Annotated in this window: 26 protein-coding genes, 1 tRNA gene and 1 pseudogene; 15 read left to right on the plus strand and 13 right to left on the minus strand. The window is 57.1% G+C overall.

Features of this window, described 5'->3' with window-relative positions; genetic code table 11:
- Nucleotides 1-13: 13 nt before the first annotated feature.
- The 7 genes from KQI82_RS04400 to KQI82_RS04430 all read right to left on the minus strand — a co-directional run bounded on the left by KQI82_RS04400 (nt 14) and on the right by KQI82_RS04430 (nt 5,013).
- Nucleotides 14-469 carry a ribosome maturation factor RimP gene (locus tag KQI82_RS04400; RefSeq protein ID WP_216559227.1) on the minus strand — a complete coding sequence of 152 codons (456 nt, stop codon included), beginning with the start codon at nt 467-469 and terminating at the stop codon, nt 14-16.
- Between the two features lie 218 nt (nt 470-687).
- Nucleotides 688-1,572, minus strand: a complete 885-nt coding sequence (rsiV, locus tag KQI82_RS04405; protein ID WP_216559230.1) for an anti-sigma-V factor RsiV — start codon at nt 1,570-1,572, stop codon at nt 688-690.
- Complete coding sequence (locus KQI82_RS04410; RefSeq protein ID WP_216559233.1) at nt 1,535-2,053, minus strand: RNA polymerase sigma factor; 519 nt, start codon at nt 2,051-2,053, stop codon at nt 1,535-1,537. Before KQI82_RS04410 ends, rsiV begins: the two co-directional genes overlap by 38 nt.
- 74 nt (nt 2,054-2,127) lie before the next feature.
- Nucleotides 2,128-2,949 carry a metal ABC transporter permease gene (locus KQI82_RS04415; RefSeq protein WP_216559236.1) on the minus strand — a complete coding sequence of 274 codons (822 nt, stop codon included), beginning with the start codon at nt 2,947-2,949 and terminating at the stop codon, nt 2,128-2,130.
- A complete protein-coding gene (locus KQI82_RS04420) occupies nt 2,946-3,665 on the minus strand; it encodes a metal ABC transporter ATP-binding protein (protein WP_216559239.1) in 720 nt (239 codons plus the stop codon). The genes KQI82_RS04415 and KQI82_RS04420 overlap by 4 nt, the downstream gene beginning before the upstream one ends.
- On the minus strand, nt 3,662-4,618 hold the full coding sequence (locus KQI82_RS04425) for a metal ABC transporter substrate-binding protein (RefSeq protein ID WP_216559242.1): 957 nt from the start codon (nt 4,616-4,618) through the stop codon (nt 3,662-3,664). The genes KQI82_RS04420 and KQI82_RS04425 overlap by 4 nt, the downstream gene beginning before the upstream one ends.
- Nucleotides 4,615-5,013 (minus strand): Fur family transcriptional regulator, encoded by a 399-nt coding sequence (locus KQI82_RS04430; RefSeq protein ID WP_216559245.1) that lies wholly within the window; start codon nt 5,011-5,013, stop codon nt 4,615-4,617. Before KQI82_RS04430 ends, KQI82_RS04425 begins: the two co-directional genes overlap by 4 nt.
- A gap of 172 nt (nt 5,014-5,185) precedes the next feature.
- Between KQI82_RS04430 and KQI82_RS04435 the strand changes: the two genes are divergently transcribed.
- Together KQI82_RS04435 and KQI82_RS04440 are read left to right on the plus strand one after the other, a co-directional pair.
- Nucleotides 5,186-6,103 carry a nucleotidyltransferase family protein gene (locus KQI82_RS04435; protein ID WP_216559249.1) on the plus strand — a complete coding sequence of 306 codons (918 nt, stop codon included), beginning with the start codon at nt 5,186-5,188 and terminating at the stop codon, nt 6,101-6,103.
- Nucleotides 6,104-6,227: 124 nt separating this feature from the next.
- Nucleotides 6,228-8,498, plus strand: a complete 2,271-nt coding sequence (locus KQI82_RS04440) for a bifunctional diguanylate cyclase/phosphodiesterase (RefSeq protein WP_241426613.1) — start codon at nt 6,228-6,230, stop codon at nt 8,496-8,498.
- Nucleotides 8,499-8,603: 105 nt separating this feature from the next.
- On the opposite strand, the pseudogene KQI82_RS15935 reads toward KQI82_RS04440, so the two are convergent.
- From KQI82_RS15935 to KQI82_RS04455, 3 genes and pseudogenes are all read right to left on the minus strand, one after another.
- Nucleotides 8,604-8,747: pseudogene (locus tag KQI82_RS15935) on the minus strand (cupin domain-containing protein); the annotation flags it as partial.
- A 109-nt stretch (nt 8,748-8,856) separates the two neighbouring features.
- Nucleotides 8,857-9,195 (minus strand): hypothetical protein, encoded by a 339-nt coding sequence (locus tag KQI82_RS04450; protein WP_216559252.1) that lies wholly within the window; start codon nt 9,193-9,195, stop codon nt 8,857-8,859.
- Nucleotides 9,162-9,246: transfer RNA gene (locus KQI82_RS04455), tRNA-Leu, on the minus strand. Before KQI82_RS04455 ends, KQI82_RS04450 begins: the two co-directional genes overlap by 34 nt.
- A gap of 111 nt (nt 9,247-9,357) precedes the next feature.
- Between KQI82_RS04455 and KQI82_RS04460 the strand changes: the two genes are divergently transcribed.
- On the plus strand, nt 9,358-10,206 hold the full coding sequence (locus tag KQI82_RS04460) for a pyridoxamine kinase (RefSeq protein WP_241426787.1): 849 nt from the start codon (nt 9,358-9,360) through the stop codon (nt 10,204-10,206).
- 63 nt (nt 10,207-10,269) lie between these two features.
- Here the strand turns inward: KQI82_RS04460 and KQI82_RS04465 are convergent, their stop codons facing one another.
- Both KQI82_RS04465 and ftsH read right to left on the minus strand, forming a co-directional pair.
- Nucleotides 10,270-11,532 (minus strand): helix-turn-helix domain-containing protein, encoded by a 1,263-nt coding sequence (locus tag KQI82_RS04465; RefSeq protein ID WP_216559255.1) that lies wholly within the window; start codon nt 11,530-11,532, stop codon nt 10,270-10,272.
- A gap of 172 nt (nt 11,533-11,704) precedes the next feature.
- Nucleotides 11,705-13,840 (minus strand): ATP-dependent zinc metalloprotease FtsH, encoded by a 2,136-nt coding sequence (ftsH, locus tag KQI82_RS04470; protein ID WP_216559258.1) that lies wholly within the window; start codon nt 13,838-13,840, stop codon nt 11,705-11,707.
- A gap of 404 nt (nt 13,841-14,244) precedes the next feature.
- Here ftsH and rlmB point away from each other — a divergent pair, with 404 nt between their 5' ends.
- The 9 genes from rlmB (at nt 14,245) to KQI82_RS04515 (ending at nt 23,725) form a co-directional block, all read left to right on the plus strand.
- A complete protein-coding gene (gene rlmB / locus KQI82_RS04475) occupies nt 14,245-15,003 on the plus strand; it encodes a 23S rRNA (guanosine(2251)-2'-O)-methyltransferase RlmB (protein WP_216559261.1) in 759 nt (252 codons plus the stop codon).
- 32 nt (nt 15,004-15,035) lie between these two features.
- The gene (locus KQI82_RS04480) at nt 15,036-17,147 is read left to right on the plus strand and encodes a hypothetical protein (RefSeq protein ID WP_216559263.1); all 2,112 of its coding nucleotides are present in this window, start codon (nt 15,036-15,038) and stop codon (nt 17,145-17,147) included.
- A gap of 212 nt (nt 17,148-17,359) precedes the next feature.
- A complete protein-coding gene (locus tag KQI82_RS04485; protein WP_216559266.1) occupies nt 17,360-19,435 on the plus strand; it encodes an elongation factor G in 2,076 nt (691 codons plus the stop codon).
- Between the two features lie 264 nt (nt 19,436-19,699).
- The gene (locus KQI82_RS04490) at nt 19,700-20,242 is read left to right on the plus strand and encodes an NADH peroxidase (RefSeq protein WP_216559269.1); all 543 of its coding nucleotides are present in this window, start codon (nt 19,700-19,702) and stop codon (nt 20,240-20,242) included.
- A 503-nt stretch (nt 20,243-20,745) separates the two neighbouring features.
- Complete coding sequence (locus KQI82_RS04495) at nt 20,746-21,186, plus strand: hypothetical protein (RefSeq protein WP_216559272.1); 441 nt, start codon at nt 20,746-20,748, stop codon at nt 21,184-21,186.
- A gap of 45 nt (nt 21,187-21,231) precedes the next feature.
- Entirely contained in the window at nt 21,232-21,669 is a 438-nt protein-coding gene (locus KQI82_RS04500; RefSeq protein WP_216559275.1) for a hypothetical protein, read from the plus strand.
- Nucleotides 21,670-21,691: 22 nt separating this feature from the next.
- Nucleotides 21,692-21,895, plus strand: a complete 204-nt coding sequence (locus KQI82_RS04505) for a hypothetical protein (RefSeq protein WP_216559278.1) — start codon at nt 21,692-21,694, stop codon at nt 21,893-21,895.
- Nucleotides 21,896-22,168: 273 nt separating this feature from the next.
- Complete coding sequence (locus tag KQI82_RS04510; RefSeq protein ID WP_216559281.1) at nt 22,169-22,876, plus strand: hypothetical protein; 708 nt, start codon at nt 22,169-22,171, stop codon at nt 22,874-22,876.
- 708 nt (nt 22,877-23,584) lie between these two features.
- Nucleotides 23,585-23,725 carry a hypothetical protein gene (locus tag KQI82_RS04515; RefSeq protein WP_216631699.1) on the plus strand — a complete coding sequence of 47 codons (141 nt, stop codon included), beginning with the start codon at nt 23,585-23,587 and terminating at the stop codon, nt 23,723-23,725.
- Nucleotides 23,726-23,922: 197 nt separating this feature from the next.
- Here the strand turns inward: KQI82_RS04515 and KQI82_RS04520 are convergent, their stop codons facing one another.
- Nucleotides 23,923-24,135: a helix-turn-helix domain-containing protein gene (locus KQI82_RS04520; protein WP_216631700.1), complete on the minus strand. Its 213-nt coding sequence runs from the start codon at nt 24,133-24,135 to the stop codon at nt 23,923-23,925.
- Nucleotides 24,136-24,403: 268 nt separating this feature from the next.
- Here KQI82_RS04520 and KQI82_RS04525 point away from each other — a divergent pair, with 268 nt between their 5' ends.
- The 3 genes from KQI82_RS04525 (at nt 24,404) to KQI82_RS04535 (ending at nt 25,761) form a co-directional block, all read left to right on the plus strand.
- Nucleotides 24,404-24,682 (plus strand): hypothetical protein, encoded by a 279-nt coding sequence (locus tag KQI82_RS04525; protein WP_216631701.1) that lies wholly within the window; start codon nt 24,404-24,406, stop codon nt 24,680-24,682.
- 62 nt (nt 24,683-24,744) lie between these two features.
- Entirely contained in the window at nt 24,745-25,056 is a 312-nt protein-coding gene (locus tag KQI82_RS04530; protein ID WP_216631702.1) for a DUF6809 family protein, read from the plus strand.
- A 141-nt stretch (nt 25,057-25,197) separates the two neighbouring features.
- Nucleotides 25,198-25,761 (plus strand): tyrosine-type recombinase/integrase, encoded by a 564-nt coding sequence (locus KQI82_RS04535; RefSeq protein WP_241426614.1) that lies wholly within the window; start codon nt 25,198-25,200, stop codon nt 25,759-25,761.
- The last annotated feature ends 46 nt before the right edge of the window (nt 25,762-25,807 follow it).

Below are 25,807 nucleotides of genomic sequence, written 5' to 3' on the forward strand. Positions count from 1 at the left end.
CATTGAAACTCAATTAAAATTCAACACGCAGACGCACCAGTGCCACGTCCTTTTTGGAAAACGCCATGGGCCTGCCGCCCACCTCAACGGTTACGTCCCCATTGTCGTAGCCGCTCAGCGTTCCGGCAAACTCCTTGCTGCCGTCCCGGTTCTGATAGAGCCGCAGGGAAACGGGACTTCCCATAAACCGCTCAAAGTCGGAAGGCCGCTTCAGGGGCCGTTCACAGCCTGCGGAACTGACTTCAAAGGTATAGCTTCCCTCGATTGGGTCCGCCTCATCCAACAGCGGCTCCACCGCCCGGGACACGGCCTCGCAGTCCAGGATGTCCACGCCGCCCTCCTTGTCCAGATAGAGCCGCAGATACCAGGTGCCGGCCTCCTTCACATATTCCACGTCCCACAGCTCGCAGCCCTGGGACTTTACGGCGGGTTCGGCCAGCTCGGCCACCAGTTCTGTGATCTTCTTCATAGAGACTCCTTCCAATTTTTAACCAGCCCATTTAGGCCAATAAAAAGAGCGGACTTCAAAAGCCCACTCTGCCATCGTCTAACATCAACATGCGTTATGATATCACAACCATCCGTAAAAAGCAAGCCTTTTTCCGGATTCTTCCGGATAAAATTGAAGAAAAAACAGGCGAAAGGACAAAAAGGGCGGGGGAGAGTCAGGCTCTCCCCCGTCCGCGTTCAATTCAGGTATCCGCGGCGGGCGATTCCCTCCGTCACGGAAGCGGGAATTACAAATTCGACCACGCCCATGTACATGGGCGCCACATCGCCTTCGTTGAAGACGATGATGAGCTCCTGGTTCTCATCGACATAAAAGGTCGTCTCGTCGGTGATGGTGGTAAAATTCCAGTCCGACACTTCATCGTTGAGCCAGTAATACACGCTGTCGTCTTCCTCCATGCGCTGATGCATTTGCTCCTTGATGTTTTCGGAGATGAGGGATTTGTAGTCGCTGCTGCTTTCAAAGAGGTCGGCAAGGCTGATGATCTTTCCGCTGGCTTTGTCCACGTTGTAGATCACCACCGACTCCGTTCCGCTGGCCATGACCAGTGCTTCATCAAAGCGCAGGGCGAACAGGGAGTCGCTGTCCGTCACCACGGAGTAGTCCACGCCCACCTGGTAGTGGTTGGTCCGCGCCTCCACATCGCTGGCGTTGACAATGCCGGACTCCTCCTCATACCGGGCGATGATGGTGTCCGTATAGTCGGCAATGGCCTGGGTCAGTTCATCCGGACCGCCCACCACCTGGGGGATGCGAATGTCGGCGGAGGAATTAGGCCTTTCATCTTCATAGGTGCGGAAGGTGAAGACCCGGGTGATGGCTCCTAAGACGGGGACCTTCTCCATGGCGCTGGCGATGCCGGCATTGGAGTTGACCAGCGCCACCATCAGGACCAGGACCGCCGCTGCCGTGGTGGCGGAGCGCCTCCAGGTTTTCCGGGCGCAGTCGCGTCGTGACCGGCGCTTTGCCTCTTCCATGGAGGAGCGGACGCGAAACTCCAGTTCCTCCGGAATAGGGATGGACTCATATTCCTGTTTGCAGTTGTTCAGATGCTCTTTCATGGTGCTCTCCTTCCGCCAGATGGGCCCTCAGCTTTCTGAGGCTCCGATACAGAATGGTTTTGACGGTGCTCAAATTCTCACCGCAGATGTCGGCGATCTCCTGGAGCTTGCGGTCCTCAAAAAACCGGAGGACCACTACCGCCCGCTCCCGGGGGTTCAGAATATCCAGCGAGCGCAGTGTGTCCACGTCCTGATAGACATCCTCCCGCCCGGAGTCGGGCAGCTGGTCCGACGGAGTCTCACGGCTGCGCTTGCGCAGCAGGTCCAATGAGGCATTGACCACAATGCGGTACAGCCACGTCTTGACGGCCTGCTCACTTTTGAGCTCTCCGGCGCGGGAGATGGCCTTATAGACGCTCTCCTGGACCACATCCATGGCGTCGTCCCGGTTTTTTACATAGGTGTAGGCAAGGCGGTACATGGACTCATAAGATGCCAGAATCTGCGTTTCCACCTGTTTCTGAACCGTGCCAAGTCCCATTTCACGCCTCCTTTTCGCTGTCTTATCCATCAGACGGCGGCAGAGAGAAAAAAGTTTGGAAGAAGGAAAAATTTTTATATTCTGCGGCTTTTCACCGCCCGCAGGGCGCAAAAGCACAAAAAGACCATCAGGTTCACCACTACCACCGACGCGCCCACAGGGGTGGAGAGCAGGTAAGAGGCGGTGAGTCCGGCACAGAAGCAGAGCACCGATAAAATTCCAGCGCACAGCACCACCGAGCGAAAGCTTTTAAAAAGGCGCATGGCGGAGAGCGCCGGAAAGATCACCAGGCTGGAGATCAGCATGGCGCCCATCATCTGCATGCCCAACACAATGGTCAGGGCTGTCAGAACGGAGAGGAGGGTGTTGTACAGCTCCACCCGGGTGCCGGTGGCCCGGGCAAAGCTCTCGTCAAAGGTGATGGCGAAAATCCTGTGGTAGAAGAGGAGATAAAGCGTCAGCACCGCCGCGCTCAGTCCCACGCTCAGCGCCACGTCGGCGCCGGACATGGCCAGGATGCTGCCAAACATGTAGCTGTCCACGTCGGTGGTCATGCCGGTGGTCAGCGAGGTGACGATGACCCCGATGGCCAGGGCGGAGGCGGAGGTGACGGCGATGGCGGCATCGCTGCTCCAGCGGCCGCTGTCCGCCACCCGCAGCAGGCAGAAGGCGGACAGGATCACCACCGGGATGGAAAAGGCAAGGGGGGCCCAGCCCACGGCCACGGCCACGGCCAAGGCGCCGAAGGACACGTGGGAGAGGCCGTCGCCGATCATGGAATAGCGCTTTAAGACCAGGGGCACCCCCAGGAGGGCCGCACAGAGAGAGACCAGAATGCCCACCACAAAGGCCCGGACGATGAAGGGATAGGTAAACATCTGAAGAAGAAGGCTCATGACCGCCCACCTCCGAACCGGCGGCCCTCCGGCGAGCGGAGGTACTCCTCCACCGAGCCGCAGAACCAGCGCCCGCCGTGGGAGATGTGGACAATGGTTCTGGCGTCCTGAAGGGCGTTTTTGATGTCGTGAGTGACCATGAGCACGGCTATGCCCTCCTTCTTGTTGAGATAGCGCAGCGTCTTGTAGAGGTCCTGGGCCGCTGCGGGGTCCAGACCGGTGATGGGCTCGTCCAGGATGAGAAGCTGAGAGGCGGCGCACAGCGCCCGGGCCAGCAGGACCCGCTGCTGCTGGCCGCCGGAGAGCTCCCGGTAGCACTTGCCCTGGAGTTCCAGGACGCCAAGCTTCCCCAAATTCATCAGGGCGGCGGAACGCTCCGCCGCGGTGTAGAAAAACTTCAGCCCCCGGTTGGAGAGAAAGCCGGAAAGCACCACCTCCAGAACCGTGGCGGGAAAGTCCTTTTGCGCCGGCGTCTGCTGGGGAAGGTAGCCGACGGCCCGGTCCCGGAGGGCCGGGGAGCGGAGAATCTCCCCGGACAGAGGGGGCAGCAGCCCCAGGAGGCTTTTTAAAAGCGTGGATTTGCCGGAGCCGTTCTCTCCCACCACGCAAAGGTAATCGCCGGAGCGGACGCTCAGGTTCACGTGCTCCAGCACAGGTCTGCCCTCATAGCCTAAGGACACGTCGCGGCAGACAAGCAGTTCGTTTTCCTCATTCATTGCAATCCCTCCTTCAGGGCTTCCACGTTGGCCTGCATCAGGCTGAGATAGGTGACGCCTCCTTCAAATTCCGCCCGGGTCACGTTGTGGCAGGAGTGGAACTCCAGGGGCTTTGCGCCGGTGGACTCGCAGATGGCGCCGCTGATCTTTTCGCTGGAGAGCTCCAGGTGATAGACCACCGGGATATGCTCCTCCTGAACCTTGTCGATGAGATAGGCCAGAGTCCGCACCGAGGGCTCCGTGTCGCCGCTGCACCCCTGGAAGGCGGCCCGGTAGTCCAGGCCGTAGGTTTTGCAGAAATACAGCAGGGGGAAGCGGTCGGCAAAGATCAGCATGCGGCGCTTTGCGTGGGCCACCACATCCCGGAACTCCTCATCTAAGGCTTGGAGCCGGGCCTGATAGTCCGACAGGTTGGAGGCATAGTACTCCGCGCCCTCCGGGTCCGCCTGACTCAGCGCGCCGCAGACCGCCTCCGCCAGCGCCATGGCGTTGACCGGTGAGGTCCAGATATGCTCGTCGTACTCAATCTCGTGGCCGTGGCCGTCGTCTTCTTCCCCGTGGCCGCCCTCGGCCTCCATGCCCTCCGCCAGCTCCTCCTCAAGCGCGTCCACGTGGTCCATCATCCGCTCACGGACCTGACCGGGCGTCTCCAGGTCCTCCAGCGTCTCATCCACCCAGGTCTCCCCCTCGCCGCCGTTGTAAAGGAACACATCGGCCCCGCTGATGCGGATCACGTCCAAGGGGGTGGGCTCATAGCTGTGGCTCTCCCGTCCCGGCGAGAGAAGCAGCGTCACCCGCACCCGGCCGCCGCCGATGGCCCGGGCAAAATCATAGTAGGGGAACAGGGTGGAGACCACGGAGAGGGCCGCGTCGTCCGCCGGCTCTTTCTGCTGGATGCCGCAGCCTGTCAAAAGAAGGGTCAGGGCTCCAAGCAGGGCAATCAGTCGTCTCATTTTTTCCCTTCCTTTGCACAGGTTTCACAAAGACCATAGAACATGGTCTTTCGGGGATTGATGACAAAGCGGTGCTCCTGGGCGATGTGGCGATACAGCGGCTCCAGATGGAGGCAGTCCATGTGCTGGATGCGCCCGCAGCGCTCACACTTGAGGAGAAAGCACCCTCCCTCAGGATGATCGCAGTACTGGTAGCATGCCCCGGCCTCGGTGTTGATCTTATGGATGCGCCCGGATTGTTCCAGCCGTTCCAGCTGGCGGTACACCGTGGCCAGCCCCACGCGTTCGCCCTGACCGCGCAGTTCCTCCGCCAGCTCAAGAGCCGTCACATGCCCGTCCCGGTGGGCGGCGATGCAGCTGAGCACAGCCCGCTGCTGCTTTGTGGTATAGGGCATTTCTGCACACCTCCTGAATTTGAAAATGATTATCGTTTTTGTATTATAAACAGATTGATGGAAAAGTCAAGCGGGACTTGAAAAAAAGGGCCAATTCAGGTATGGTAGTATTAAATTAAGTGTGCAGCTGCGCAGAACATACAACAGAAATTAGTCGATAAGGAGTAACGCGATGAAAGCGGCATTGGTGATTATGGCGGCGGGCATGGGTTCCCGCTACGGCGGCAACAAACAGGTGGACGGCATTGGCCCCAACGGAGAGATTCTGATGGAGTACTCCATCTATGATGCCCTGCGGGCGGGCTTTACAAAAGTGGTGTTCATTATCAAGCCCGACATGGTGGAGATGATGAAAAAGCTCTGCGGCGACCGGATCGCGGCCGGGAAGACGGCGGATGGAGAGCCGGTGGAAGTCGCCTATGTCTGCCAGGACTTTTCAAGCGTGCCCTCGTTTTATCACATTCCGGAGGAACGGACCAAGCCCTTTGGCACGGTGCACGCGGTGCTGTGCGCCGCCGGGGCGGTCAGCGAGCCTTTTTGCGTCATCAACGCCGACGACTACTATGGCGTAGACGCATACCGCACCATCTATGAGGAGCTGTGCCGTCTGCCGGAGCGGGGACAGGCCACCATGGTGGGGTATCTTCTCAAAAATACCGCCAGTCTCAACGGGACCGTCTCCCGGGGTGTGTGCACCGCCTCCGGAGGAAAGTTAGCGCATATCCGCGAAGCGCTGAAGATCCAGCTTTACGCCGACGGGACGCTGAAGGACCTGGACCAGGGGGAGAATCTTGCGCCGGATACGGTGGTCTCCATGAACTTCTGGGGATTCATGCCCTCGATTTTTGAGGAAATGCGCCAGTACTTTGAGGACTTCCTCCGCACCGAGGCAGGGGACAACCTGAAGGCCGAGTGCCTGCTGCCGGTGATGGTGGGGCAGCTTCTGGGGCAGGGGCGGCTGGAGGTCTCCGTGCTCCGTTCCGCCGACCGCTGGTTCGGCATGACCTATCACGAGGACCGCTCCGCAGTGGCGGAGGAGCTGAAAAAGCTGCACAGCGCCGGAACCTATCCCGCCTCGCTGCGGGCATAAAAGAGAAGGCTGAAGCAAATTTGACCCAAAGTTATAGTAAAGGATATTGGCTTTTTGCGGGAGGGAGAGCAGAATGCCCTTATCACAAAAGAGAATTGAAAACAAGAGGCAGGAGTCGGACGGGATGGGGAAAACGACGAAAGGCGTAAAAGAGGCCATTCAGATACCGGGAGGGAAACCGTTTCACTACAAAGGGGTGCTGACCGCTTTATTTGTGTTGATTGTAATCGTCTCTTCGGTTATGATCTGGAACGCGGCAAGGCTGAAGCAGGCTATCGACCTGAGAACCAGGATCTATGCAGAGGATGTGTCGCTGCAATTGTCGCGGGACATCGATTACCGGCTTCAGAAAAATGTCATGGATCTGCAGCTTCTGGGCGACGGTGTACTGCAACTCACAAAAATAGGGGCGGCCGGCGACATTCAAGAAGTTTTGAGCAGGAGAGGAGAACTGCTCCACTTCAACGACCTGTTTTTTCTGCAGCTTGACGGGACACTGCTCACCGCCGGTTCCCGGGAGGTGGATGGGGATATTTTGGAGGCGATGCAGACGGTCCTGAATGGAGGGGACGGCGTCACCTTTTTAAATCAGGGCGGCATCCTCTATACCACGCCGGTGTTTGAGGGCGGGGAAGTCAGGGGAGTCATTGCCGGAGAGCGGAACAAGGAGAATATGCAGAAGCTGATCCGGCTGGAGAGCTTTTCCGGAAAGGGACTGACCTGCATTGTGGATTCCAACGGAGATGTGGTGATCTCGCCCACCAATCTGGACCCGTTTTTGCACCTTGAGGATGTCTTCATGGATGAGGGGGAGGACAGCCGGCAAACCGTCCAGGACATCCGCCGGATGCAGGAGGACATGAAGGCGAAAAAAAGCGGTTCATTTGCGTTTACCGCAGTGGACAAAAGCGAATTGACCCTTGCCTATAATCCGCTGGACAGTTATGACTGGGTGCTGCTGACCCTGATTCCCTCCGACCTGATTTCCCAACAGACGGACCTCTATATCTCTCAGAGCTTTTTCATCATCAACGGTATGATTTTCCTGTTTGCGCTGATCCTGTTTGTGCTCTTCAGGACCTATCGGGAGCACTTCGGTCAGATGAAGCGGCTTGCGTTTGTGGACCGCCTCACCGGGGCGATGAACAACACGGCTTTCCAAATCCGCTGCAGGGAGCTGCTGGAGGGGGCGCCGCCCGGTTCCTATACGGTGGTGCTCCTGAACATCAAGAACTTTAAGCTGATCAATGAGGAGTTTGACACGGCTGCCGGAGACACCGCGCTGCGCCGTGTGATGGAGGTGCTGTGCCGGCGCATCCGCCCGGAGGAGATAGCGGCCCGGGCTGACAGCGACAACTTTTTCCTCTGCCTGAAGGAAAGCGATCCGGAGACAACCCGGAGAAGGCTGGGGGAAATGGTGGATGAGATCAATGACACAAGGGAGCTGGCCCATCCTCTGACCATTCAGCAGGGGGCCTACCTCATAGAGGACCCCACGCTGGATATCACAATCGTGCAGGACCGGGCAAAGACCGCCTGCCGCGACGAACGCTCGACGCTGCGGGAAGGGCAGTGCGTGTTCTATGATATGGCGGTGACGCAGCAGCTGAAAAAGGAGTGGGAGCTCAACGAACTCTTTGAAAGTTCCCTGAAGAAGGGGGACTTCCAGCTTTACCTCCAGCCAAAGGTAAGCCTTGGAAGCAGACAGGTTGCCGGCGCAGAGGCGCTGGTGCGCTGGATCCACCCGGAAAAGGGGATGATTTATCCCTCCGATTTCATTCCGCTGTTTGAGAAGAACGGGAAAATATGCCAGCTGGACCTGTACATTTTTGAAGAGGCCTGCAAGACGATTCGAAAATGGATCGACAATGGAGAGCCGGTACTGACCATTTCCGTCAATCTTTCCCGCCGGCACTTCCAGGGAGAGGACTGCCTAAATGCGTTTTATGCCATCGCGCGGCAATACCGGATACCAAGGGACCTGCTGGAGATGGAGCTGACGGAATCCATTTTCTTTGACGACAGTACCATCGAAATCGTAAAAGGACAGATTCACCGCATGCATGAGATGGGATTCCGCTGTTCGTTGGATGATTTTGGATCGGGTTATTCCTCCCTTGGGATGATGATGGAATTTGATGTGGATGTGATCAAGATGGACCGCCGGTTCTTCCTGGACATCGACGCGCCGAAGGCCAGAAAGCTGATTGTCTCCATTGTGAGGCTTGCAAAGGAGATCGGCGCACAGACCGTGGCGGAGGGGATTGAGGCGGAGGACCAGGTGAGTTTTCTTGCCGGCATCGGATGCGACATGATTCAGGGCTATGTGTTCTCCAAGCCCCGCCCAGTATCGGAGTTTGAACAGTGGGCCAGGGAATTTTCCGCCGCCCAATGAAAACCGGATAAAAATGGAAAAGAGCCGTCACGTTCACGTGACGGCTCTTTATTGATTGAAGACCCGCTCCGCCGCCCAAGGGGGGCGGAGGCTGTAAAACCGGCATCAGTAAATGACGTCGGACAGGATGGAGATCGCCATTGCGTCGGTGTCGCCGGGGTTGCAGAAGCGGTGGAGTGTGCCCGGTGTATGGTAGATGCTGTCATTTTCGTGAAGGATGATGGGCTCCTCCCCGGAACAGTGGATTTCAAAGGTGCCCTGCTGATCATGTCAATGCTTTTCGCTTGTACAAGACAGTTCGATTTTGAGAAATTTTGAGAAGACCAAGTGAAATGGAAAAAAGGCGGGGAGAAAGGACTCATTGGGTTTCGGAGCCATGGCTGGTCAGAGCCGGAAGGGTGAGCCACCTTCCCTGCAGCAGGCGGATCAGAAATAAAACGACCCGTATGCAGAGCTCCGCGCACATCGCCAGCCACACCCCCACAAGCCCCACCGGCGCTGAGGCGTTTCCGCCCAGGCCCCCCACCATTGCGGCGTCTATGTGGCCGCTGCCAAACCAGATAAATGCTCCGCCCCCATTTCCAACTGAAAATGAGGGCGGAGCATCCTGGCACGCTGTAAAATGGAAAAACCCACCGCAAGTGCCATGGCGCTTGCGGTGGGTGGTGCGGGCATGGGGACTCGAACCCCAACGCATTGCTGCACGAGAACCTAAATCTCGCATGTCTACCAATTCCATCATGCCCGCGTGCCGGCACGGCGGGAAGCCGGGCTATCTTTGGCTATTTTAACACAGTTTCCTTGCTTGAACAACAGAAAAAAACAACGTATAATAAAAACAATTTGATTGTATTTGGAGATGAACAAAATGCCAACTCCCCGCGTTGCCGCCATCCACGATATGTCAGGATTTGGCCGCTGCTCCCTCACCGTGGCGATCCCGGTGCTCTCCGCCATGGGCGTTCAGTGCTGTCCGCTGCCCACGGCCTTTCTGTCCACCCACACCGGCGGGTTCACCGGCTACACCTTTTTGGATATGACCGATGAGATGCCCAAGGTGGCGGCCCACTGGAGAGAGTTAGGGCTGCGCTTCGACGCCATCTACAGCGGTTTCATGGGCAGTGAGCGGCAGATGGAGATCACGGCGGAGTTCATCCGAACCTTTCGCCGGGACGAGTCCACTGTGGTCGTGGTGGACCCGGTGATGGGGGACCACGGGCAGAGCTATGCCACCTACACGCCGGCCATGTGCGACGCCATGGCGCGGATGGCCACGCTGGCGGACGTCATCACCCCCAATCTGACGGAGGCGGCCTTTTTGCTGGGAGTTCCCTATGAAGCGCTGCGCACCGATGCGCACGGATACTGCCGATGCGTGGAGAAACTGAGCCTGAACGGGAGACGGTCCGTGGTGCTCACCGGCGTCTCTTTGGAACCCGCAAAGATCGGCGCCGCCTGCTTTGACGCGCGCGGCGGAAAGACGGAGATCATTCAGACCACCTTTGAGACCAGGGAGTTTCACGGGACGGGAGACGTGTTTGCCAGCGTTCTGACAGGTGCGCTGGTGAGAGGCCGCGGCTTGATGGAAGCCGTGTCCGACGCGGTGGAATTTGTGCGCGACTGCGCGGCTTACTCGGCGCCCCAGAACCTGCCGGTGCGGGAGGGAGTGGATTTTGAGCCGCTGCTGTGGAAGCTGCACAGGGGATGAACCGGAACTTGTGAAAAGGGCCGCCGGAGCAGTGCTCCGGCGGCATTTTTTGCTGTGCAGCGCTCAATACCGCCAGTCGGCGGGATCGTGGTTGCTGATGTCCGAAGTATTGGGCCAGGTCAGCTCCCCATCCTGAAGGATGTAGGGGATGTCGCTGTACACCAGCTCCCGGCCGTACTCATCCGTCACCACGGCGGCAAAGCAGAGCTGATCGGAGTCCTTTGTCATAGTGATATAGGTTCCTCCCGTCAGACGGAAAAAGGAGAAATCCTCCAGGTCGCCGTGAAAGCTGTCCGGCTGATCGCAGGGCTCCAGCCATGCGATCAGGCTGCGGTTTTTAAATAGGCCCACCCGCACCGAGCCAATCTCCGACTGGCCGATGTCGCCGTTGACGGCGTACACGGAAAAGGCCGGCCGGGTGCTGACATAGGTTTCCGGCAGGGGGATCCGGCCGCTCTCATCCACCTTCTGATACAGCAGATGGTCATAGGTCATCAGATCCACGGCGGGGAGGGTGCTGGTATACAGGTCGCCAAAGCGCTCCAGGAGCTGAGTCTGGCGGGTGCCGTCGGCAGAGGTGAACACGGCGGAGATGTTGATGCTGTCCGTAAGGCGGCAGGCCAGCGTGGCGGTGAAGCCGCCGTTTGCTGCCCTCTCCCCGGGAATGTAGGAGACGCTGTCCGTGCCGTTGTCGATGGAGAACTCCACGGACATTCCCTCCGTATAGGTTTTGGGCACGGCGTGGACGGAGAAAGTGATGCGGTTTTCCTTCAGATCCGCGCTGGCAATCTCCGCTCCATAGTCGGCAGTGAGGCTGTTCTGCGCTTTCAGAATCTCCTCCACCCGGCCGGAGATGCCTCCGATCTGGCTGTCCACGCTCCGCTCCACCCGGGAGATGGAGTTTTGCAGGCTGTCGTAATTGCTGTCCAACTGCTTTACCCGGCTGTTCATACCCATCAGCAGAGCCAGCAGGATGCCGCAAAGGGCGAACAGGATGCGCACGTCCCACTTTCCCCAGGAGGACTTTTTTGCCGGAGGCTGGGCCTGGATATACCGCTCCACAATCTCTTCCACCATCTTCAGCTGGGTGTCTGTCAGCTCAGCCGGCGGGAGGTCCGAAGGAAGCTCCTCCTCCACGCCCAACAGCCATCCCACGGATACGCGGAACAGGCGGCTCATGGCGATCAGCTTTTCAATCTCCGGCAGCGTGGCGTCGCTCTCCCATTTATAGATGGCCTGCCGGGAGACGCCCAGCGCATCCCCCAGGGATTCCTGGGAGAGGTTCTGCTCTTTTCTCTTTTGTGCGATTCTCTGTCCAATGGTCATTCGGGCGACCTCCTTTACACCATGGAGTATAGCAGGGAGCGGGGGAAAAAGGCCACCAACCGGCCGTTGATTTTTGTCAACCTCCGGTTAGCAGAGGCTGAATGCATTGGGACGCAGGGGCTGTGGAAAAAGAAAAGATGGAAAAGGCGCGCCATTTGGCGCGCCTTTTTGATTATTGCTGCCGGTCCGGGGTTTGGGGGGGCTCCGATGTCCCCTCCTCCGCTGTGCCGGACGCTTCCTCCGCCGGTTCCTCGTCCGAAACCTCCGACTCGGGACTGACCTCCTCCGGCGCCTCGATCTTCTGGGAAATCATATGGACCTTTCTGGCGGCCGGCTCAATCTCGCCGCCCCGGGGATGGGTGGAGGCATAGGCATCCTCCACCTGCTCAGGGTCCCGGCCCTCCAGGATGGCCACCATCTCGCCGCCGGTGATGGTCTCCTTCTCCAGCAGGTAGGCTACCACCTTGTCCATATCCTCCCGGTTGGCCTTCAAAATTTCCACCGCCTGCTTGTAGCACTGGTCCAGAATCTGCTTGACCGCCTTATCCATGGCCGCGGCGGTATCCTGGGCACAGTCCATTCCGTAGCCGCCGTCCAAATACTGGTTGCGCCGGGAGGCCAGGGCCATCATGCCGAACTCCTCGCTCATGCCGAACATGGCCACCATGTTCCGGGCCACGTTGGTGGCGTCCTGGATGTCCTGGGAGGCGCCGTTGGTCATGGTGTTCAGCACTACCTCCTCGGCGGCGCGGCCGCCCATGGAGACAGTGATCTTGGCCATCAGCTCGTCCTTTGTGCGCAGTTCCGTCTTGTCCTCCTCGGGCATCAGCAGCGTATAGCCCAAAGAGCCCTGGGTATGGGGGACAATGGTGATCTTCTGCACCGGCTCGGTGTTTTTCTGCTTGTAGGCCACCATGGCATGGCCCACCTCGTGATAGGCCACTAACTTTTTCTCAAATTCCGTGAGGACGCTGCCCTTTTTCTCCGTGCCGGCGATGACCAGCTCAAAGGCGGCCAGCAGGTCCTCCTGATTGACGGCCTTGCGGCCCAGGCGGACGGCCCGGAGGGCGGCCTCGTTCACCAGGTTTGCAAGGTCCGCGCCAACGCAGCCTGCGGTGGCAAGGGCCACCTTTTTCAAATTCACATCCTCGCTGAGGCGGATGTTGCGGGTATGGACCTCCAGCGTGGCCAGGCGGCCGGCCAGATTGGGCCGGTCGATGGTGATGCGCCGGTCAAAGCGGCCCGGCCGCAGCAGCGCCTGGTCCAGCACCTCCGGACGGTTGGTGGCGGCCAGAAGGATGACGCCCTTGGTGGGGTCAAAGCCGTCCATCTCCGCCAGCAGCTGGTTCAGCGTCTGCTCCCGCTCGTCGTTGCCGCCCATGCGGTTGTCGCGGGATTTGCCGATGGTGTCGATCTCGTCGATGAAGACGATGCAGGGCGCCACCTTGCTGGCCTCCTTAAAGAGGTCGCGGACACGGCTGGCGCCCACGCCCACGAACATTTCCACAAAGTCGGAGCCGGAGATGGAGAAAAAGGGCACGTTGGCCTCGCCCGCCACGGCCTTGGCCAGCAGCGTCTTGCCGGTGCCCGGAGGGCCCACCAGCAGCGCGCCCTTGGGCAGCTTTGCGCCGATCTCCGTATACTTCTGGGGATTGTGAAGAAAGTCGATGATCTCCGTCAGGGACTCCTTGGCCTCATCCTGGCCCGCCACGTCCTTAAAGGTGACGCCGGTCTGCTTTTCCATGTAAACCTTGGCGTTGGACTTGCCCACATTGCCGATGCCGCCGAAGCCGCCACCGCCGCTCTTTTTCATCATCACCCGCATGAACAAAGAGAGCAGCAGCATGATGAGCAGGAAGGGAACAATGGTGGAGATCAGGAAGGTGAGAATGGGACTGATCTGAGGAACGTAGTCGGACTTATACCGCTCCACGCCGTTTTCCCGCAAAAAGGCAAGGGTGGTGTCGTTGGACTCCAGCTGCTTGGTATAGAGCTGGTAGTTCTTGTCATGGGCGTTGCCGTCCGCGTCGGTGTAGGTGTATCCATCCTCCGGCGTGACCAGCAGCAGTCCGGTGCTGTCGTCCAGCTCTACGCCGGCCACATGGCCGTCCTCCACCATCTGGATGAATTCGCTGTACTCAATCTCGATCTGCGCGGAGGCGTCCATGCTCTTGTTCATGTAAGAGCCGGTGTAGCTGAAGATCACGGTCAGCAGCAGCGCCCAGGCCACCAGGGAGAGAATCCCCCTCCAGTTGCCGCCGCTGCCGCCTCCACCGCCGCCGCGGTTATTCCGGTTTTTTTGATCCATGCAGATAAACTCCTTTCAGGAGAACAATTTTCCAGTCAATGTCAGAAAAACGATTGCGGAATTCTTCCTAAAAACAATGGAAGTATAGCACACAAAGCCAAAAGCTACAAGGCGGGAGCGGGTATTTTCTATGAAATTTCTGTGAATTTGCTTTATCTTGTCCCGGGCACATGGTATAATAACCGCGATACAGTCATTCTGGTTGATTTTCTGAAGATACCGCGGGCCCGCGGCGCATTGCCGGAGACGGCTTTGGAGCTTCACGGGTTTCCCGGCACCTCGCGGCCGCATGAGACAGGATGATTTTTTGACGGGAGGCCGCGAGGCGCTTTTGGCGCTTTTATAGTATGGACGGATTCCGCCGGAACACGCGGCGCTCCGGTCCTTGAAAAAGGAGTCATTTCATGGAAAAGAACAGTTTTGCCGAGGCAGACGGCATCATCGAGGGCCGCAATGCGGTGATCGAGGCGCTGCGGGCCGGTGAACGCATTGATAAAATATACCTGCAAAAGGGAGAGACGGACAAGACCCTTGGCCACATCGCATCCACGGCCCGTGCCGCCGGCGTCGTGGTGGTGGAGGCGGACCGGCGGAAGTTGGACGCCATGAGCCGTACCCACGCCCACCAGGGCGTCATCGCCCTGGCGGCGGTGCGGGAGTACGTGGCGGTGGAGGAGATTCTGCGCATCGCTGAAGAGCGGGGAGAGGCGCCGCTGCTTGTGGTCTGTGATGAGATTTCCGACCCCCACAACTTAGGCGCGATCATCCGGACCGCGGAGTGCGCCGGGGCCCACGGCGTCATCATCCCCAAGCGGCGCAGCGCCGGTCTGACCGCGGTGGTGGGGAAGACCTCCGCTGGAGCGGTGGCGCATATGGCGGTGTCCCGGGTGCCGAACATCCCGTCCCTTTTAAAGGATTTGAAAAAGCAGGGGATCTGGATTTTCGGGACCGCCGCAGAAGGGGGCACGGCCCTGTACGACGCCGACCTGAAGGGGCCCGCCGCCGTGGTTATCGGCAGCGAGGGGGACGGGATGAGCCGGCTGGTGGTTGAGAACTGCGACTTTCTGGTCAGCATTCCCATGCGGGGGAAGATCAGCTCCCTCAACGCCTCCGCCGCTGCGGCCATCCTCCTCTACGAGGCGGTGCGCCAGCGCCTTTCATGAGAGAACAGGACTTCAGCCTTGGGTGAGATTTGATGCGCAACAGAGAAGAAAAAGACCAATATGATCCTCTTGCCGACACGAAAGAGCTCTTAGGCGGCACAAGGGTGCCAAAAGGCGACCCGGAGTTTTCCCTTGAGGCGATTCTCTCGGAGTACGGAAAGGGGATTGTGCCTCCCGTCGCTGCGGAGGAAGAGCCGGAGGCCCGGCCTGAGCCGCCGCGCGGCGGAGAGCCTCCGCGGGAGGCTATTGTGGCCAAAGAGCCTGCTCCCGGGGACGGCCCTCCGGAGAAGACAAGCTTCCGGGAGGAAGGACTTCCGGCGAAGCCGGAGGAGCTGCCGCGCCCTCCCCGGCCCATCAGCATGGAGGAGATCGTGGGCAGCACGGTGGACTCCGTGCTGGCGGAGGAAGATGAGATTCTGGAGGAGCGGCCTCGGCGCAGGTTCCTCTTTTCCCGCCGGCCGGTGGAGGACACGGAGGAGCTGCCGCCGCCCCCAGAACCTGAGCCGGAACCGGAACCCGAGCCGGAGGAACCGACCCTGGTGGAGGCCGCGGACGTATACCGCAGGCTCCGCCGCCGGAGCCACCGCCCCATCCCCGCCGCCACAGTGATCACGCTTATCCTGTGCACCCTGCTGGGGCTGGAGGCGGGGGGAGTGGAGATGCCCTTCTGGACGGGGGACAATCTGCTCCGCGCCTTGGTACAGTTTGCCGCTGTGGCAGTGATCTGCGTGCTTGGCTGGGGTGTGTTCCGGGAGGGGTTTTACGCCCTGGGACACCGCCGCTGTACGCCGGAGATAGTAGTGGGCCTGTCCTGCGTGGTGACTGCCCTGGACTGCATTACCCAGCCCTTTTTGGCCCAGCGCTGCGAGGCGGAGCCCTTTGCCGCCGCAGCCTGCGCCGCCATGGTGTTTGCCATGTGGGGGCAGGAGAAGGAGGCCTGCGGCCGCTATGACAGCTACCGCACCGCCGCCATGGACCCGGACCCGCCTTATCTGGTGGCGGATACCTCCGACGGGGCCTGCAAGCAAAAAGGGGAAGTGACCGGCTTTTTCAACGACACGGAGCGGCCCAGCACGGTTTCCCGCCGCCAGTCCATTCTGCTGCCGGTGATCCTGACCGCCACGCTGGTATTTGCCGTGCTGGCGTCGGTGGGTCAGAAGCACGCTCAGGATTTTCTCTGGTGCTGGTCGGCCATCCTCTGCGCCGGCGCCACCTTTACGCTTCCGCTGGCGGACAAGCTGGCCTATGCCAAGCTCTCCCGCCGGCTTCAGAAAAACGGCAGCGCCGTGGCCGGCTACGCCGGAGCGGAGCGGATCGGGAAAAAGCGGACCATGGTGGTGACGGACAGCGACCTGTTCCCGCCGGGAACAGTCAGTCTCAACGGCGTCAAGGTCTTCGGCGAGGAGATGCGCAAGGTGGTCTCCTACGCCGCCAGCCTGGCCCAGGCTTCGGGCAGCGGGCTGAGGCGCCTCTTTGACAGCCTCCTGTCAAGCGAGGGGGGGCGGATTGAGCAAATAGACGACTTCAGCTTTTATGAAGAGGGCGGCGTCTCCGCCACCATCCACGGCGAGACGGCCCTCCTTGGATCCGCCTCCTTTATGCGGAAGATGGACGTGCGCCTGCCCGGCGGGCTGAATCTGAAGACCGGCGTCTACCTTGCCGTGGACCGGCAGCTGGTGGCGGTGTTTGCCGTTAAGTACCTGGTGTCGGAAAATGTGGAGTGGGCGCTGAGGGCTATGCGCCGCAGCCATCTGACGGCAATATTGTGCTCCCGGGACAGCAACATCAACCCGGCGCTTTTGAAGCGGAAGTTCGGCTCCTCCGCCAAGGTGGAGTATCCGCCGCTTTCCGACCGGCTGGCCCTTTCGGAACAGGCGGACTACAAGGGGCGGCCCGCCGCGCTGGTGTTTCGGGAGGGGCTGATGCCCTATGTGGAGACGGTGGCCGGCAGCCGCCGCTACTGCAAGGCGGCCTCCCGCAGCTCCTTTTTGGCGCTGTTGGGCAGCGTGGCGGGGACGGTGCTCAGCTTTTATCTGAGCTTTGTGGGGGCCTACACCCTGCTCACGCCGCTGAACCTGCTGATTTTCCTGCTGCTGTGGCTGGTGCCCGCGTTTTTGCTCTCCGGATGGGTCAATCACTTCTGATGGAACGCCCCGCCTTTTGCGTCTACGTGCACAAAAGGCGGGGATTTTCTACGCGGGCGTAGAAAATGGTGATACTGCCAAACTTATAGTTGTATTGCTCCGGCAGTCGTTGTATAATTTATACATTAGGCAAGAATTCCGGAGGGAAACAGGGCGTGTGGGCGCCATGGTCCGGAATGTGCGACAGTCCAAACATAAGGAGTGGAAAGATCATGAGCTATTCTGTACAAAACATCCGCAACGTCTGTCTGCTGGGACACGGTGGGAGCGGAAAGACCGCCCTGGCGGAGAGCCTGCTTTATATGACCGGTGCCATTGACCGGATGGGCAAGGCTGTCGACGGCAATACCGTCTGCGACTATGATCCGGAAGAGGTCAAGCGCCAGATTTCCATTTCCGCTGCGGTGGCCCCGCTGGAGTACAAGGGCTGTAGGATCAACGTCCTGGACACCCCGGGCGGCTTTGATTTTGCCGGCGAGGTGATGGAGGCGCTGCGGGCGGCCGACGCGGCCATCATTGTCTGCTCTGCCAAGGACGGCATCAGCGTGGGTCTGGAGAAGGCCTGGAAGTACTGCGAAGAGCGCAATATGCCGCGCTTTATCTATATCTCCAAAACCGATGAGGACAACAGCGACTACAACGCCACCTTTGACGCGCTGCGCCAGCGGTTTGGCAACAAGATCGCGCCTGTGATCGTGCCCATCTGGGATGAGGACAAACGGGTCACCGGCATCATCGACGTGGTCAACAAGCGCGCCTACGAGATGCAGAACCTTAAGCGTGTGGAGATCGACATTCCCGAGGGCAAGGGAGATGTCATTGAGGAGTTCAACAACGCCCTGAAGGAGTCTGTGGCCGAGACCAGCGAGGAGTTCATGGACAAATTCTTCGGCGGCGAGGACTTCACCTATGCCGAGATGATTCAGGGCCTGCGCCAGGGCGTCCGGGAGCTGAGCATGTTCCCTGTGCTGTGCGGCTCCGCCGTCAACTGCATGGGTTCTCTGATGCTGATGGATTATATTGTGGACCTGCTGCCCAACCCCATGGAGGGCAACTACCACAAGGCCACCCGCCAGGACGGCGAGACCGAGGAGTTTGTGGTCTCCCCCGGCGGCGTGCCCACGGCCTTTGTGTTCAAGACCGTCTCGGACCAGTACGGCAAGTACTCCTTCGTCAAGGTGCTCTCGGGCACGGTGACGGCGGATGTGAGCTTGGTCAACTCCCGCACCGGCGCCAATGAAAAGCTGGGCCGGCTGTATGTGATGCGGGGTAAGAAGGCCACCGAGGTCAAGGAGCTCACCTGCGGCGACATCGGCGCCATCGGCAAGATGGATAAGGTCAAGACCGGCGATACCCTCTGCGATCCCCGGAAGGTGGTGGCGCTCAAGGGGATTCCCTTTGCAGAGCCCTGCTACTCCGTGGCCATCGTACCCAAGACCCGGGGCCAGGAGGATAAGATCGCCCAGGGTCTGACCCGCCTGAACGAGGAAGACCCCACCTTCACCGTGACCAACAACGCCGAGACCCACCAGATGGTGGTCTCCGGCGCGGGCGATATGCAGATCGACGTGCTGGTCAGCAAGCTGAAGAGCCGCTTCAATGTGGAAGCAGAGCTCAAGCCCACCCGGGTGCCCTATCGTGAGAAAATCCGCAAGACCGTCCAGAAGCAGGGCCGCCACAAGAAGCAGACCGGCGGCAGCGGTCAGTTCGGCGATGTGTGGGTCCGCTTTGAACCCTGCGAGGAGGCCGAGGACCTGATCTTTGCCGAGGAGGTGTTCGGCGGCAGCGTGCCCAGAAACTTTTTCCCCGCCGTGGAAAAGGGACTGCGGGAGGCCCGCATCCACGGGCCTCTGGCCGGATACCCGGTGGTGAATCTGAAGGCGGTGCTCTACGATGGGTCTTACCACCCTGTGGACTCCTCCGAAATCGCGTTCAAGACCGCCGCGCAGCTGGCCTACAAGGCCGCGCTGCCTGAGGCCAACCCCGTGCTGCTGGAGCCGGTGGGCGAGCTGAAGGTCACGGTGCCCGACAACTATATGGGCGACGTCATCGGCGACCTCAACAAGCGCCGCGGCCGCGTCATGGGCATGGACCCCACCGGGGACGGCGATCAGGTCATCACCGCCGAGGTGCCCATGGCCGAGATGGGCAGCTATGCCATCGATCTGCGGGCCATGACCCAGAGCCGGGGCAGTTTCACCTTCCACTTCGTGCGCTATGAGGATTGCCCTCCCGCCGCGCAGGAGAAGGCGATTGCAGAGGCCAAGGCGCTGGCGGAAGCGGAGTAAACCGCCGGATAAACGAAACATGCGGGGCGGTTCCGGATCAGCCGGAGCCGCCCTGTTTTTTCAGGTTTGATTTGACAAAAACCGGCAAATTGTGAAATTTCTTTGAACTTCTATTCTTGTTGCAAAAGCAACTGGATTTTTTGGGGGCCAACTGATATACTCAGACCATACCAAACAAGCCGCCGGAAAACCGGATGGCGGAAGATCAGTGATATAAGAATAGAAGAGCAGGACTTATTTTTAAAAATCAGGAGGATATGAGTTATGAAGAAGTGGGTTTGCCCTGTTTGCGGCTATGTACATGAAGGCGATGTTCCCCCCGAGAAGTGCCCCCAGTGCGGCGTCCCCGGCGCCAAGTTCACCGAGCAGAAGGGTGAGATGAGCTGGGCTGCCGAGCACGTGGTGGGTGTTGCAAAAGACGTTCCCGAGGAGATCAAGGAGGGTCTGCGGGCCAACTTCAACGGCGAGTGCTCCGAGGTCGGTATGTATCTGGCCATGGCCCGTGTCGCTCACCGCGAGGGCTATCCTGAGATCGGCCTGTACTGGGAGAAGGCCGCCTATGAAGAGGCTGAGCACGCCGCCAAGTTTGCCGAGCTGTTAGGCGAGGTAGTCACCGACTCCACCAAGAAGAACCTGGAGATGCGGGTCGAGGCTGAGAACGGCGCCACCATGGGTAAGTTCGAGCTGGCCAAGAAGGCCAAGGAGCTGAACCTGGATGCGATTCATGACACGGTTCATGAAATGGCAAGGGATGAGGCCCGACACGGCAAGGCCTTTGAGGGTCTGCTGGCTCGTTACTTCGGCTAATCAAAATACAGCATTTCCAAGGGGAAGCAGAAGCAATTCTGCTTCCTCTTTTTTTGCCCGCCGCCGAGAGCCGTGCAACCTAATGTGCAACGCGCTTGTTTTTGCATGTGTGTAATCCTGCAAATGTGCAACTTCAAAATGTGCAACTCTATCATCAAGTGCTTACAGCACTCAATTTCATCTTAAACGGAATACGCCATCAACTTTTGACTACTTTCTATAACTTCGCGGTATAAAACCTCAACATTGTAGTGTCCAGTAGTCACATAGAAGTCCTGCGGCGGCTCGCCTTAAAGCAACCGTATTTTCCGCTCCGCCGCCACCCATATTCTACGGTTAAAAAGCCTCAAAAAAGAGGCTTTATTTTTCTTTTATCATTATACCACGAGGCACAGTTATGTGCCAAGTATAAAATGGAAATTTGTTATACTTAAGTCAGAAAACAGGGGAACACAAAACCCCAACAAAAACAAAAAATAAATGATTAAAAGGAGATTACTACTATGACTACCAACAAGAACACCATCCGTTACATCGACGAGACCACCGCCCAGGTTACCAAGGCTTTCCAGAAGAACTCTTCCATCTTCGGCACCGACGAATTCAAGCTCTGGCGTGAATACAAGGCCATGTTCCCCGAGGCTGTGATGGTAACCAAGACCATCAAGAAGAACCCCAACAAGCTGAACATCACCAAGAACATGACCTATGAAAACATGGCTGCTTTCATCCGCGAGCAGGACGATGCTGCCGAGGTTATGAAGGAGTTCCAGAAGCAGATCAACCTCTCTAAGGTCAAGGCTAACCCCTACCGTGCAGTTCTGGCATGGTTCAAGAAGAAGTATCCCGATGTCAATGACTACATGAACTACTTCGAGGAACTGGCTGCTAAGAAGTCCGCTGAAAACGATATGTTTGCCGTTCCCGCCGCCGCAAACTTCTAATCCGCCAACAGATACGAATTTGAATTAAGAAAGGAATTTTAAATTATGGCTACTAAGGGTTACAAGATCGACTTCACTAACAACACTCTGGTTATGAACTACAAGTTTCACTCCGCTTCTCAGGAATACGGCACTCCCGAAAACAAACTGGTCAAGAAAATTCTGAAAGACTTCCCCTCCCTGTCCGTCGTTGTCAAAGCTGGCCGTGAGGTCAAGACCCCCAGCAAGAACAAGCGTCTGACCTACGCCAACATGGAAAAGCACATCAAGGCTTACGACAATGCAGACGAGCTGCTGGAAGTGTTTGAAACCGTCAAGGCTCTGTCTAAGGCCGTTGCCAGCCCCTACAAGTTTGTTGCTGACTGGTTCGTTGAGCAGTTCCCCAGCTACGACAAAGCCCCTACGTTCAAGGATGGCAAGCTGACCGTGCTGCCCGTTAAGGCACCCGACATCAAGGAATACAAAATCAAGAAGACCGCTTAACTAAGAAATGGAGGAAAAGAAAATGACTACTACCAAGAGAGAAGCAAGAATTGCCGAGCTGGTGGAGCTGGCACAGGAATGGAACTGCACCTACATGGAGGCACTTCTGGAAATCTTGTATGAGTTCTACGAAACCGCCGGATTTGAGCGTGAGCGTCTGGATGCCGAGTTCGGCCCCATGTCTGATGATGAGCTGATGGAAGCCTATCTGGTCACTTTCCCCTAAAACCGCCTCTAAAAGTGCCTGATTTTGATTTTTTAATTAAAAAATGTTATAATAATTATAGAAAAAGAGATGAAAAGTCACTTTTTAGAAGAATCCCCCCAAACGTCTTCCGCACAAATAGAAAGTATAGTTGGAAAACCTTTGGGGGCATGAAGAAGAAAGTCTGGCACGGAGTAAGAGATGGAACAGTTAGAATGTAGATTCTATTCAAGATAGGAGATTGCCGAAGCCCTTTCGGTTAATCCAAAAGACAGCAAGCATTTTGCAGAAAAAGTGAAAGCCACTCTTGAGAAATGGGGGTATGAATACGACTACTCCAGAAGCGGAGTAGAGATCACAGGAAAGCCCGATCTACCAGAAGAGAAGTTGAAAGAAATTCTGATACGAAAGCTGAACCTTGATGTTCAGATCAACGCATACGACTTCGCCTGTTTCCTCTGCGCCTTTACCGACATCGGCAGTTTTGACAGTATGCCGTGGGACGAAAGAGCAATCCAAATGCAGTTGAAATACGATGTGGATGTCACAGACCGAACCTTGCGGAGCTGGTGCAAAAGGCTGATCGGCAGCGACATCATCCAGAAGTGTGGAAGAGAAACTTTCTGGAAAACACAGCGGTTCGGGAAAGAAAAATACCGCACGCCTGTTGCCGCCGATGATGATGAAATGGCGCAATACTTCCAGAAGAAAAGCGAGTATTTGGAGGTGGCAAGGCTGGCTGCCGAAGAAGCAGGAAAAACGGGAAAAGAAGCCGCCGCGTCCGCGTGGGATGCAACCTACAAATCCCTCTGGCGTGAGTTCGGTTGCTGTTACTACGCTTGCAGAGGATTGTTGTTCAACGCCATCGGAGAAGACTACATCTTTGAAATCTACGAACTGGCGCAGGAGATTGCCGCCGCGCCTGTCAGCCTCCCTCCAGACGAAAGAAAGATTAACTCAAAGGAGGACTACCATGAAACATGGTTCAGGAGCAACTTATGAAGACCGCGTTTATGCCATGCTGAAACGCGACGGCTGGGCGAAATAGTTTGAACACCCAGGCATTTACGAAATCAGCATCGACGGCCAGACCGTCTATGTTGGAAAGAGCAAAAATATGCTCCGCCGTCTGGCGTAGCATTGGGTAGGTATCAAAACAGAAAGTGAGCGCAAATACCGCATACTTGCAGAGGCAAAACGGCACAGGCACGCAGTTGGCTTTTCTGTCCTGTATTATGCCGTAGAGCTGACCCCCAAGCTGATCGAAGAAGAGCTGGGAGAGAAAGAGGGCGAGTTCATCAGGGAGCTAAAGCCCGTCCTGAACACGCAGATACCCAAGGCCGACAACTGGCGCAGCTACGAAATCAATGAAATTGCAAGCACCATCACTCTGTCTGAGATTTTGCAGTAGCAAAATACATGAATCCAGATGGAGCAGATTTTACATAGATTGAGGGGGACTTCCCTTTGTAAATACCACCATGGAGGTTCATACAGTATGAATTACAGCAAACTTGAACTGCTTGAAATGCAGATCAGACACACTTAGGATTTGCGGCGCAGCCTTTCCAGCGAGCCGTCCGCAGAAACCCTTGCCGCATGGCGTTTAGAAGATGCGCGAAATGAGATCATGCGGAGATACTACGCCCGACAGGAAGCGGGCGCAGAAGAAACACCGCACTTTACCTTTACCAGCGAGGTGAAGTTGAAGTGAGCGACAAAAAGAAAGACAAAGATAAGAAGAAAAAGAAGAAATCTGTGCTGGAAGCAGAGATTCTATCTTTTATGCAGAAGAGCATGAAAACTGCTCTCGATTTGGCGTTGGACGATCTTTTTAAGGATTGGAAATAACAAGAGGCGGAAGCCGTTCTGAAAGGAACGACTTCCGCCTTTTTTCGTTATCCTCCGCCTGACGGCAGACTTTTCTTCTGTCGAGAACAGACGCCAAACCCGTCATCCGAAACAAAAATGTCTCTCCGTGGGAGTTTTGCCCACCCGATTTCGGCAAGGGGCATCTGAAAAATTTTTGTCCCGAAAGGGTAGCCCCGTCATTCCGTGTTTTTGACAAACTCGATCAAGTCCCCCGGCTGACAGTCCAAAAGTAAGCAGAGCGTTTCAAGGGTAGCCCACGACACCATCTGACCGCTTCTCAACTTTTGGAGCATGGCTTCCCCCATGATCTTCTCTTTCCTGATTTTGTTTGTGTTGTAGCCAGTCTCTTTGAGCATGGCAAGCACATCAACCTTGTACTGCATCGGCATTGTTGTTTCCTCCCTCTGGGGCAAGCCCCGATTTGCAGACCTCTTCCATTGTCCTTATTTTAGCACAGAATTACACCCATTTCAAGTGTCAATATTACACATAAAACAAGTGTAATATTTGTGCAGTTTGCGAATTGTATTACACTCGAAAAAGGTGTATTATATAGACAGTTCAAGGGGGCGCGAAACGCATTCTCCGAGTAGGCAGGACGCGAAAGGAACTCACGCCGCGCTTCAAAAAAAGATAAAGATTACGGAGGAAACCACAATGACTAAGAACGAAATGATTACCATGATCGAAACCATGAACAACTACGACGATCTGGCTGCCAAGGCGAAAGCCAAAGCCGATGCCATCCGCGAGGCCATCAAGGAAGAGATGGTTCGGCAGGACACCGAAGAGCTGGTTGCTGGTGCTTACATCGTCCGCTTTACCAGCGTGATCTCCAACCGCTTCGACAGCACCACCTTTAAGCGTCTGTACGCTGATCTCTATAAGGACTTCACCAAGCCCGTCAGCTCCCGCCGCTTCTCCGTGTCTTGCTGACTGGAAAAACGCTCCACGGGCAACAGAAAGCCCGTGGAGTGAGAAAATAGGAGGATTTGAAGATGTATATTCTGGAGGATTTATGGGAGGGGAAAATCACCCCCAGTGATAGAGGTTATCGAAAGGGGAGTCCGTATGCCGAACTGGTGCGGCAATCCAACGAAACCGCAGACATCTTTTATAAAGACCTTTCTGCCGTTGGAAAGAAAGCGTATGAAACCCATTGCGATCAACAAGGGCAGCTTGAAGATGTAAAGGACTGCGACACCTTTATCCGTGGTTTCCGACTTGGGGCAAGGATGATTTTGGATGTGGTAGGGGACTACGACTCCCCGATGCTCCAAATCAACGAAATGGATACGGCGGAGGACTAACCTCCGCCGCCTCTTCAAAGTTCTTATAATCTAACAAATACGAACACCAAAAGCCAGACATTTCAAGGCATCGAAGCTGACGCGGCAAACAAACGAACTTGACCGCTGAAAATTACGAACTTTTCTCTTCTGGAGGACACCATGAACAAGAAAACAAAGGCTCTCACCACGGAGCAATACAAAGAAATCATCCAGACCATGAAAGAGGGTTTCTGCGGTTGCCGTCCCAATGAGCGTATCGCAACCGCCCTTGTTCTGGAGGGGAATTTGGGCTTGCGTATCAGCGATATTGTGAAACTCCGCCCCTGTGACATTGTTCGGGATGGAGACCGCTTCCGCCTTGAAATCGTGGAGCAGAAAACGGGCAAGCGGCGTGTCTTCACCGTCCCGCTGGTAATCGCTCAGTATGTCGAGAACTACTGTCTGCGGAACGGTATCGGCAGAGAGGACTTGATTTTCCCCATCACGGAGCGAGCCGTGCAGAAGCAACTTGCCATCGTCTGTGACTATTTAGGCTTTGAGGGCATCAGCACCCACAGTTTCCGCAAGTGGTATGCCACGGAAATCTACAAAGCTAATGGTTACGACATCGCCCTTGTTCAGCGGCTCTTGCAGCACAGCTCCGCCGCCGTCACACAGCGTTACATCGGCATTGAGCCGCAGAGGATTGAAGCAGCCATTCAGGGACACGCACAACTCTTGTAATCTTTTCTTTTGGATAGATGAACAGGGAGCCGAAAAATCGGCTCCC

This window comes from Dysosmobacter acutus, assembly GCF_018919205.1.
Classification (GTDB): Bacteria; Bacillota; Clostridia; order Oscillospirales; family Oscillospiraceae; genus Oscillibacter; species Oscillibacter acutus.

Excerpts from the sequence above, each read along its gene's own strand:
- KQI82_RS04495 (WP_216559272.1), top strand. The coding sequence starts at position 20,746 with ATGACTACCAACAAGAACACCATCCGTTACATCGACGAGACCACCGCC.
- KQI82_RS04400 (WP_216559227.1), bottom strand. The coding sequence starts at position 469 with ATGAAGAAGATCACAGAACTGGTGGCCGAGCTGGCCGAACCCGCCGTA.
- KQI82_RS04410 (WP_216559233.1), bottom strand. The coding sequence starts at position 2,053 with ATGGGACTTGGCACGGTTCAGAAACAGGTGGAAACGCAGATTCTGGCA.
- KQI82_RS04490 (WP_216559269.1), top strand. The coding sequence starts at position 19,700 with ATGAAGAAGTGGGTTTGCCCTGTTTGCGGCTATGTACATGAAGGCGAT.
- KQI82_RS04415 (WP_216559236.1), bottom strand. The coding sequence starts at position 2,949 with ATGAGCCTTCTTCTTCAGATGTTTACCTATCCCTTCATCGTCCGGGCC.
- rlmB (WP_216559261.1), top strand. The coding sequence starts at position 14,245 with ATGGAAAAGAACAGTTTTGCCGAGGCAGACGGCATCATCGAGGGCCGC.
- KQI82_RS04530 (WP_216631702.1), top strand. The coding sequence starts at position 24,745 with ATGTATATTCTGGAGGATTTATGGGAGGGGAAAATCACCCCCAGTGAT.
- KQI82_RS04425 (WP_216559242.1), bottom strand. The coding sequence starts at position 4,618 with ATGAGACGACTGATTGCCCTGCTTGGAGCCCTGACCCTTCTTTTGACA.
- KQI82_RS04435 (WP_216559249.1), top strand. The coding sequence starts at position 5,186 with ATGAAAGCGGCATTGGTGATTATGGCGGCGGGCATGGGTTCCCGCTAC.
- KQI82_RS04465 (WP_216559255.1), bottom strand. The coding sequence starts at position 11,532 with ATGACCATTGGACAGAGAATCGCACAAAAGAGAAAAGAGCAGAACCTC.
- KQI82_RS04535 (WP_241426614.1), top strand. The coding sequence starts at position 25,198 with ATGAACAAGAAAACAAAGGCTCTCACCACGGAGCAATACAAAGAAATC.
- ftsH (WP_216559258.1), bottom strand. The coding sequence starts at position 13,840 with ATGGATCAAAAAAACCGGAATAACCGCGGCGGCGGTGGAGGCGGCAGC.
- KQI82_RS04420 (WP_216559239.1), bottom strand. The coding sequence starts at position 3,665 with ATGAATGAGGAAAACGAACTGCTTGTCTGCCGCGACGTGTCCTTAGGC.
- KQI82_RS04485 (WP_216559266.1), top strand. The coding sequence starts at position 17,360 with ATGAGCTATTCTGTACAAAACATCCGCAACGTCTGTCTGCTGGGACAC.
- KQI82_RS04480 (WP_216559263.1), top strand. The coding sequence starts at position 15,036 with ATGCGCAACAGAGAAGAAAAAGACCAATATGATCCTCTTGCCGACACG.
- rsiV (WP_216559230.1), bottom strand. The coding sequence starts at position 1,572 with ATGAAAGAGCATCTGAACAACTGCAAACAGGAATATGAGTCCATCCCT.
- KQI82_RS04440 (WP_241426613.1), top strand. The coding sequence starts at position 6,228 with ATGGGGAAAACGACGAAAGGCGTAAAAGAGGCCATTCAGATACCGGGA.
- KQI82_RS04500 (WP_216559275.1), top strand. The coding sequence starts at position 21,232 with ATGGCTACTAAGGGTTACAAGATCGACTTCACTAACAACACTCTGGTT.
- KQI82_RS04505 (WP_216559278.1), top strand. The coding sequence starts at position 21,692 with ATGACTACTACCAAGAGAGAAGCAAGAATTGCCGAGCTGGTGGAGCTG.
- KQI82_RS04450 (WP_216559252.1), bottom strand. The coding sequence starts at position 9,195 with ATGCGTTGGGGTTCGAGTCCCCATGCCCGCACCACCCACCGCAAGCGC.
- KQI82_RS04460 (WP_241426787.1), top strand. The coding sequence starts at position 9,358 with ATGAACAAAATGCCAACTCCCCGCGTTGCCGCCATCCACGATATGTCA.
- KQI82_RS04520 (WP_216631700.1), bottom strand. The coding sequence starts at position 24,135 with ATGCCGATGCAGTACAAGGTTGATGTGCTTGCCATGCTCAAAGAGACT.
- KQI82_RS04525 (WP_216631701.1), top strand. The coding sequence starts at position 24,404 with ATGACTAAGAACGAAATGATTACCATGATCGAAACCATGAACAACTAC.
- KQI82_RS04430 (WP_216559245.1), bottom strand. The coding sequence starts at position 5,013 with ATGCCCTATACCACAAAGCAGCAGCGGGCTGTGCTCAGCTGCATCGCC.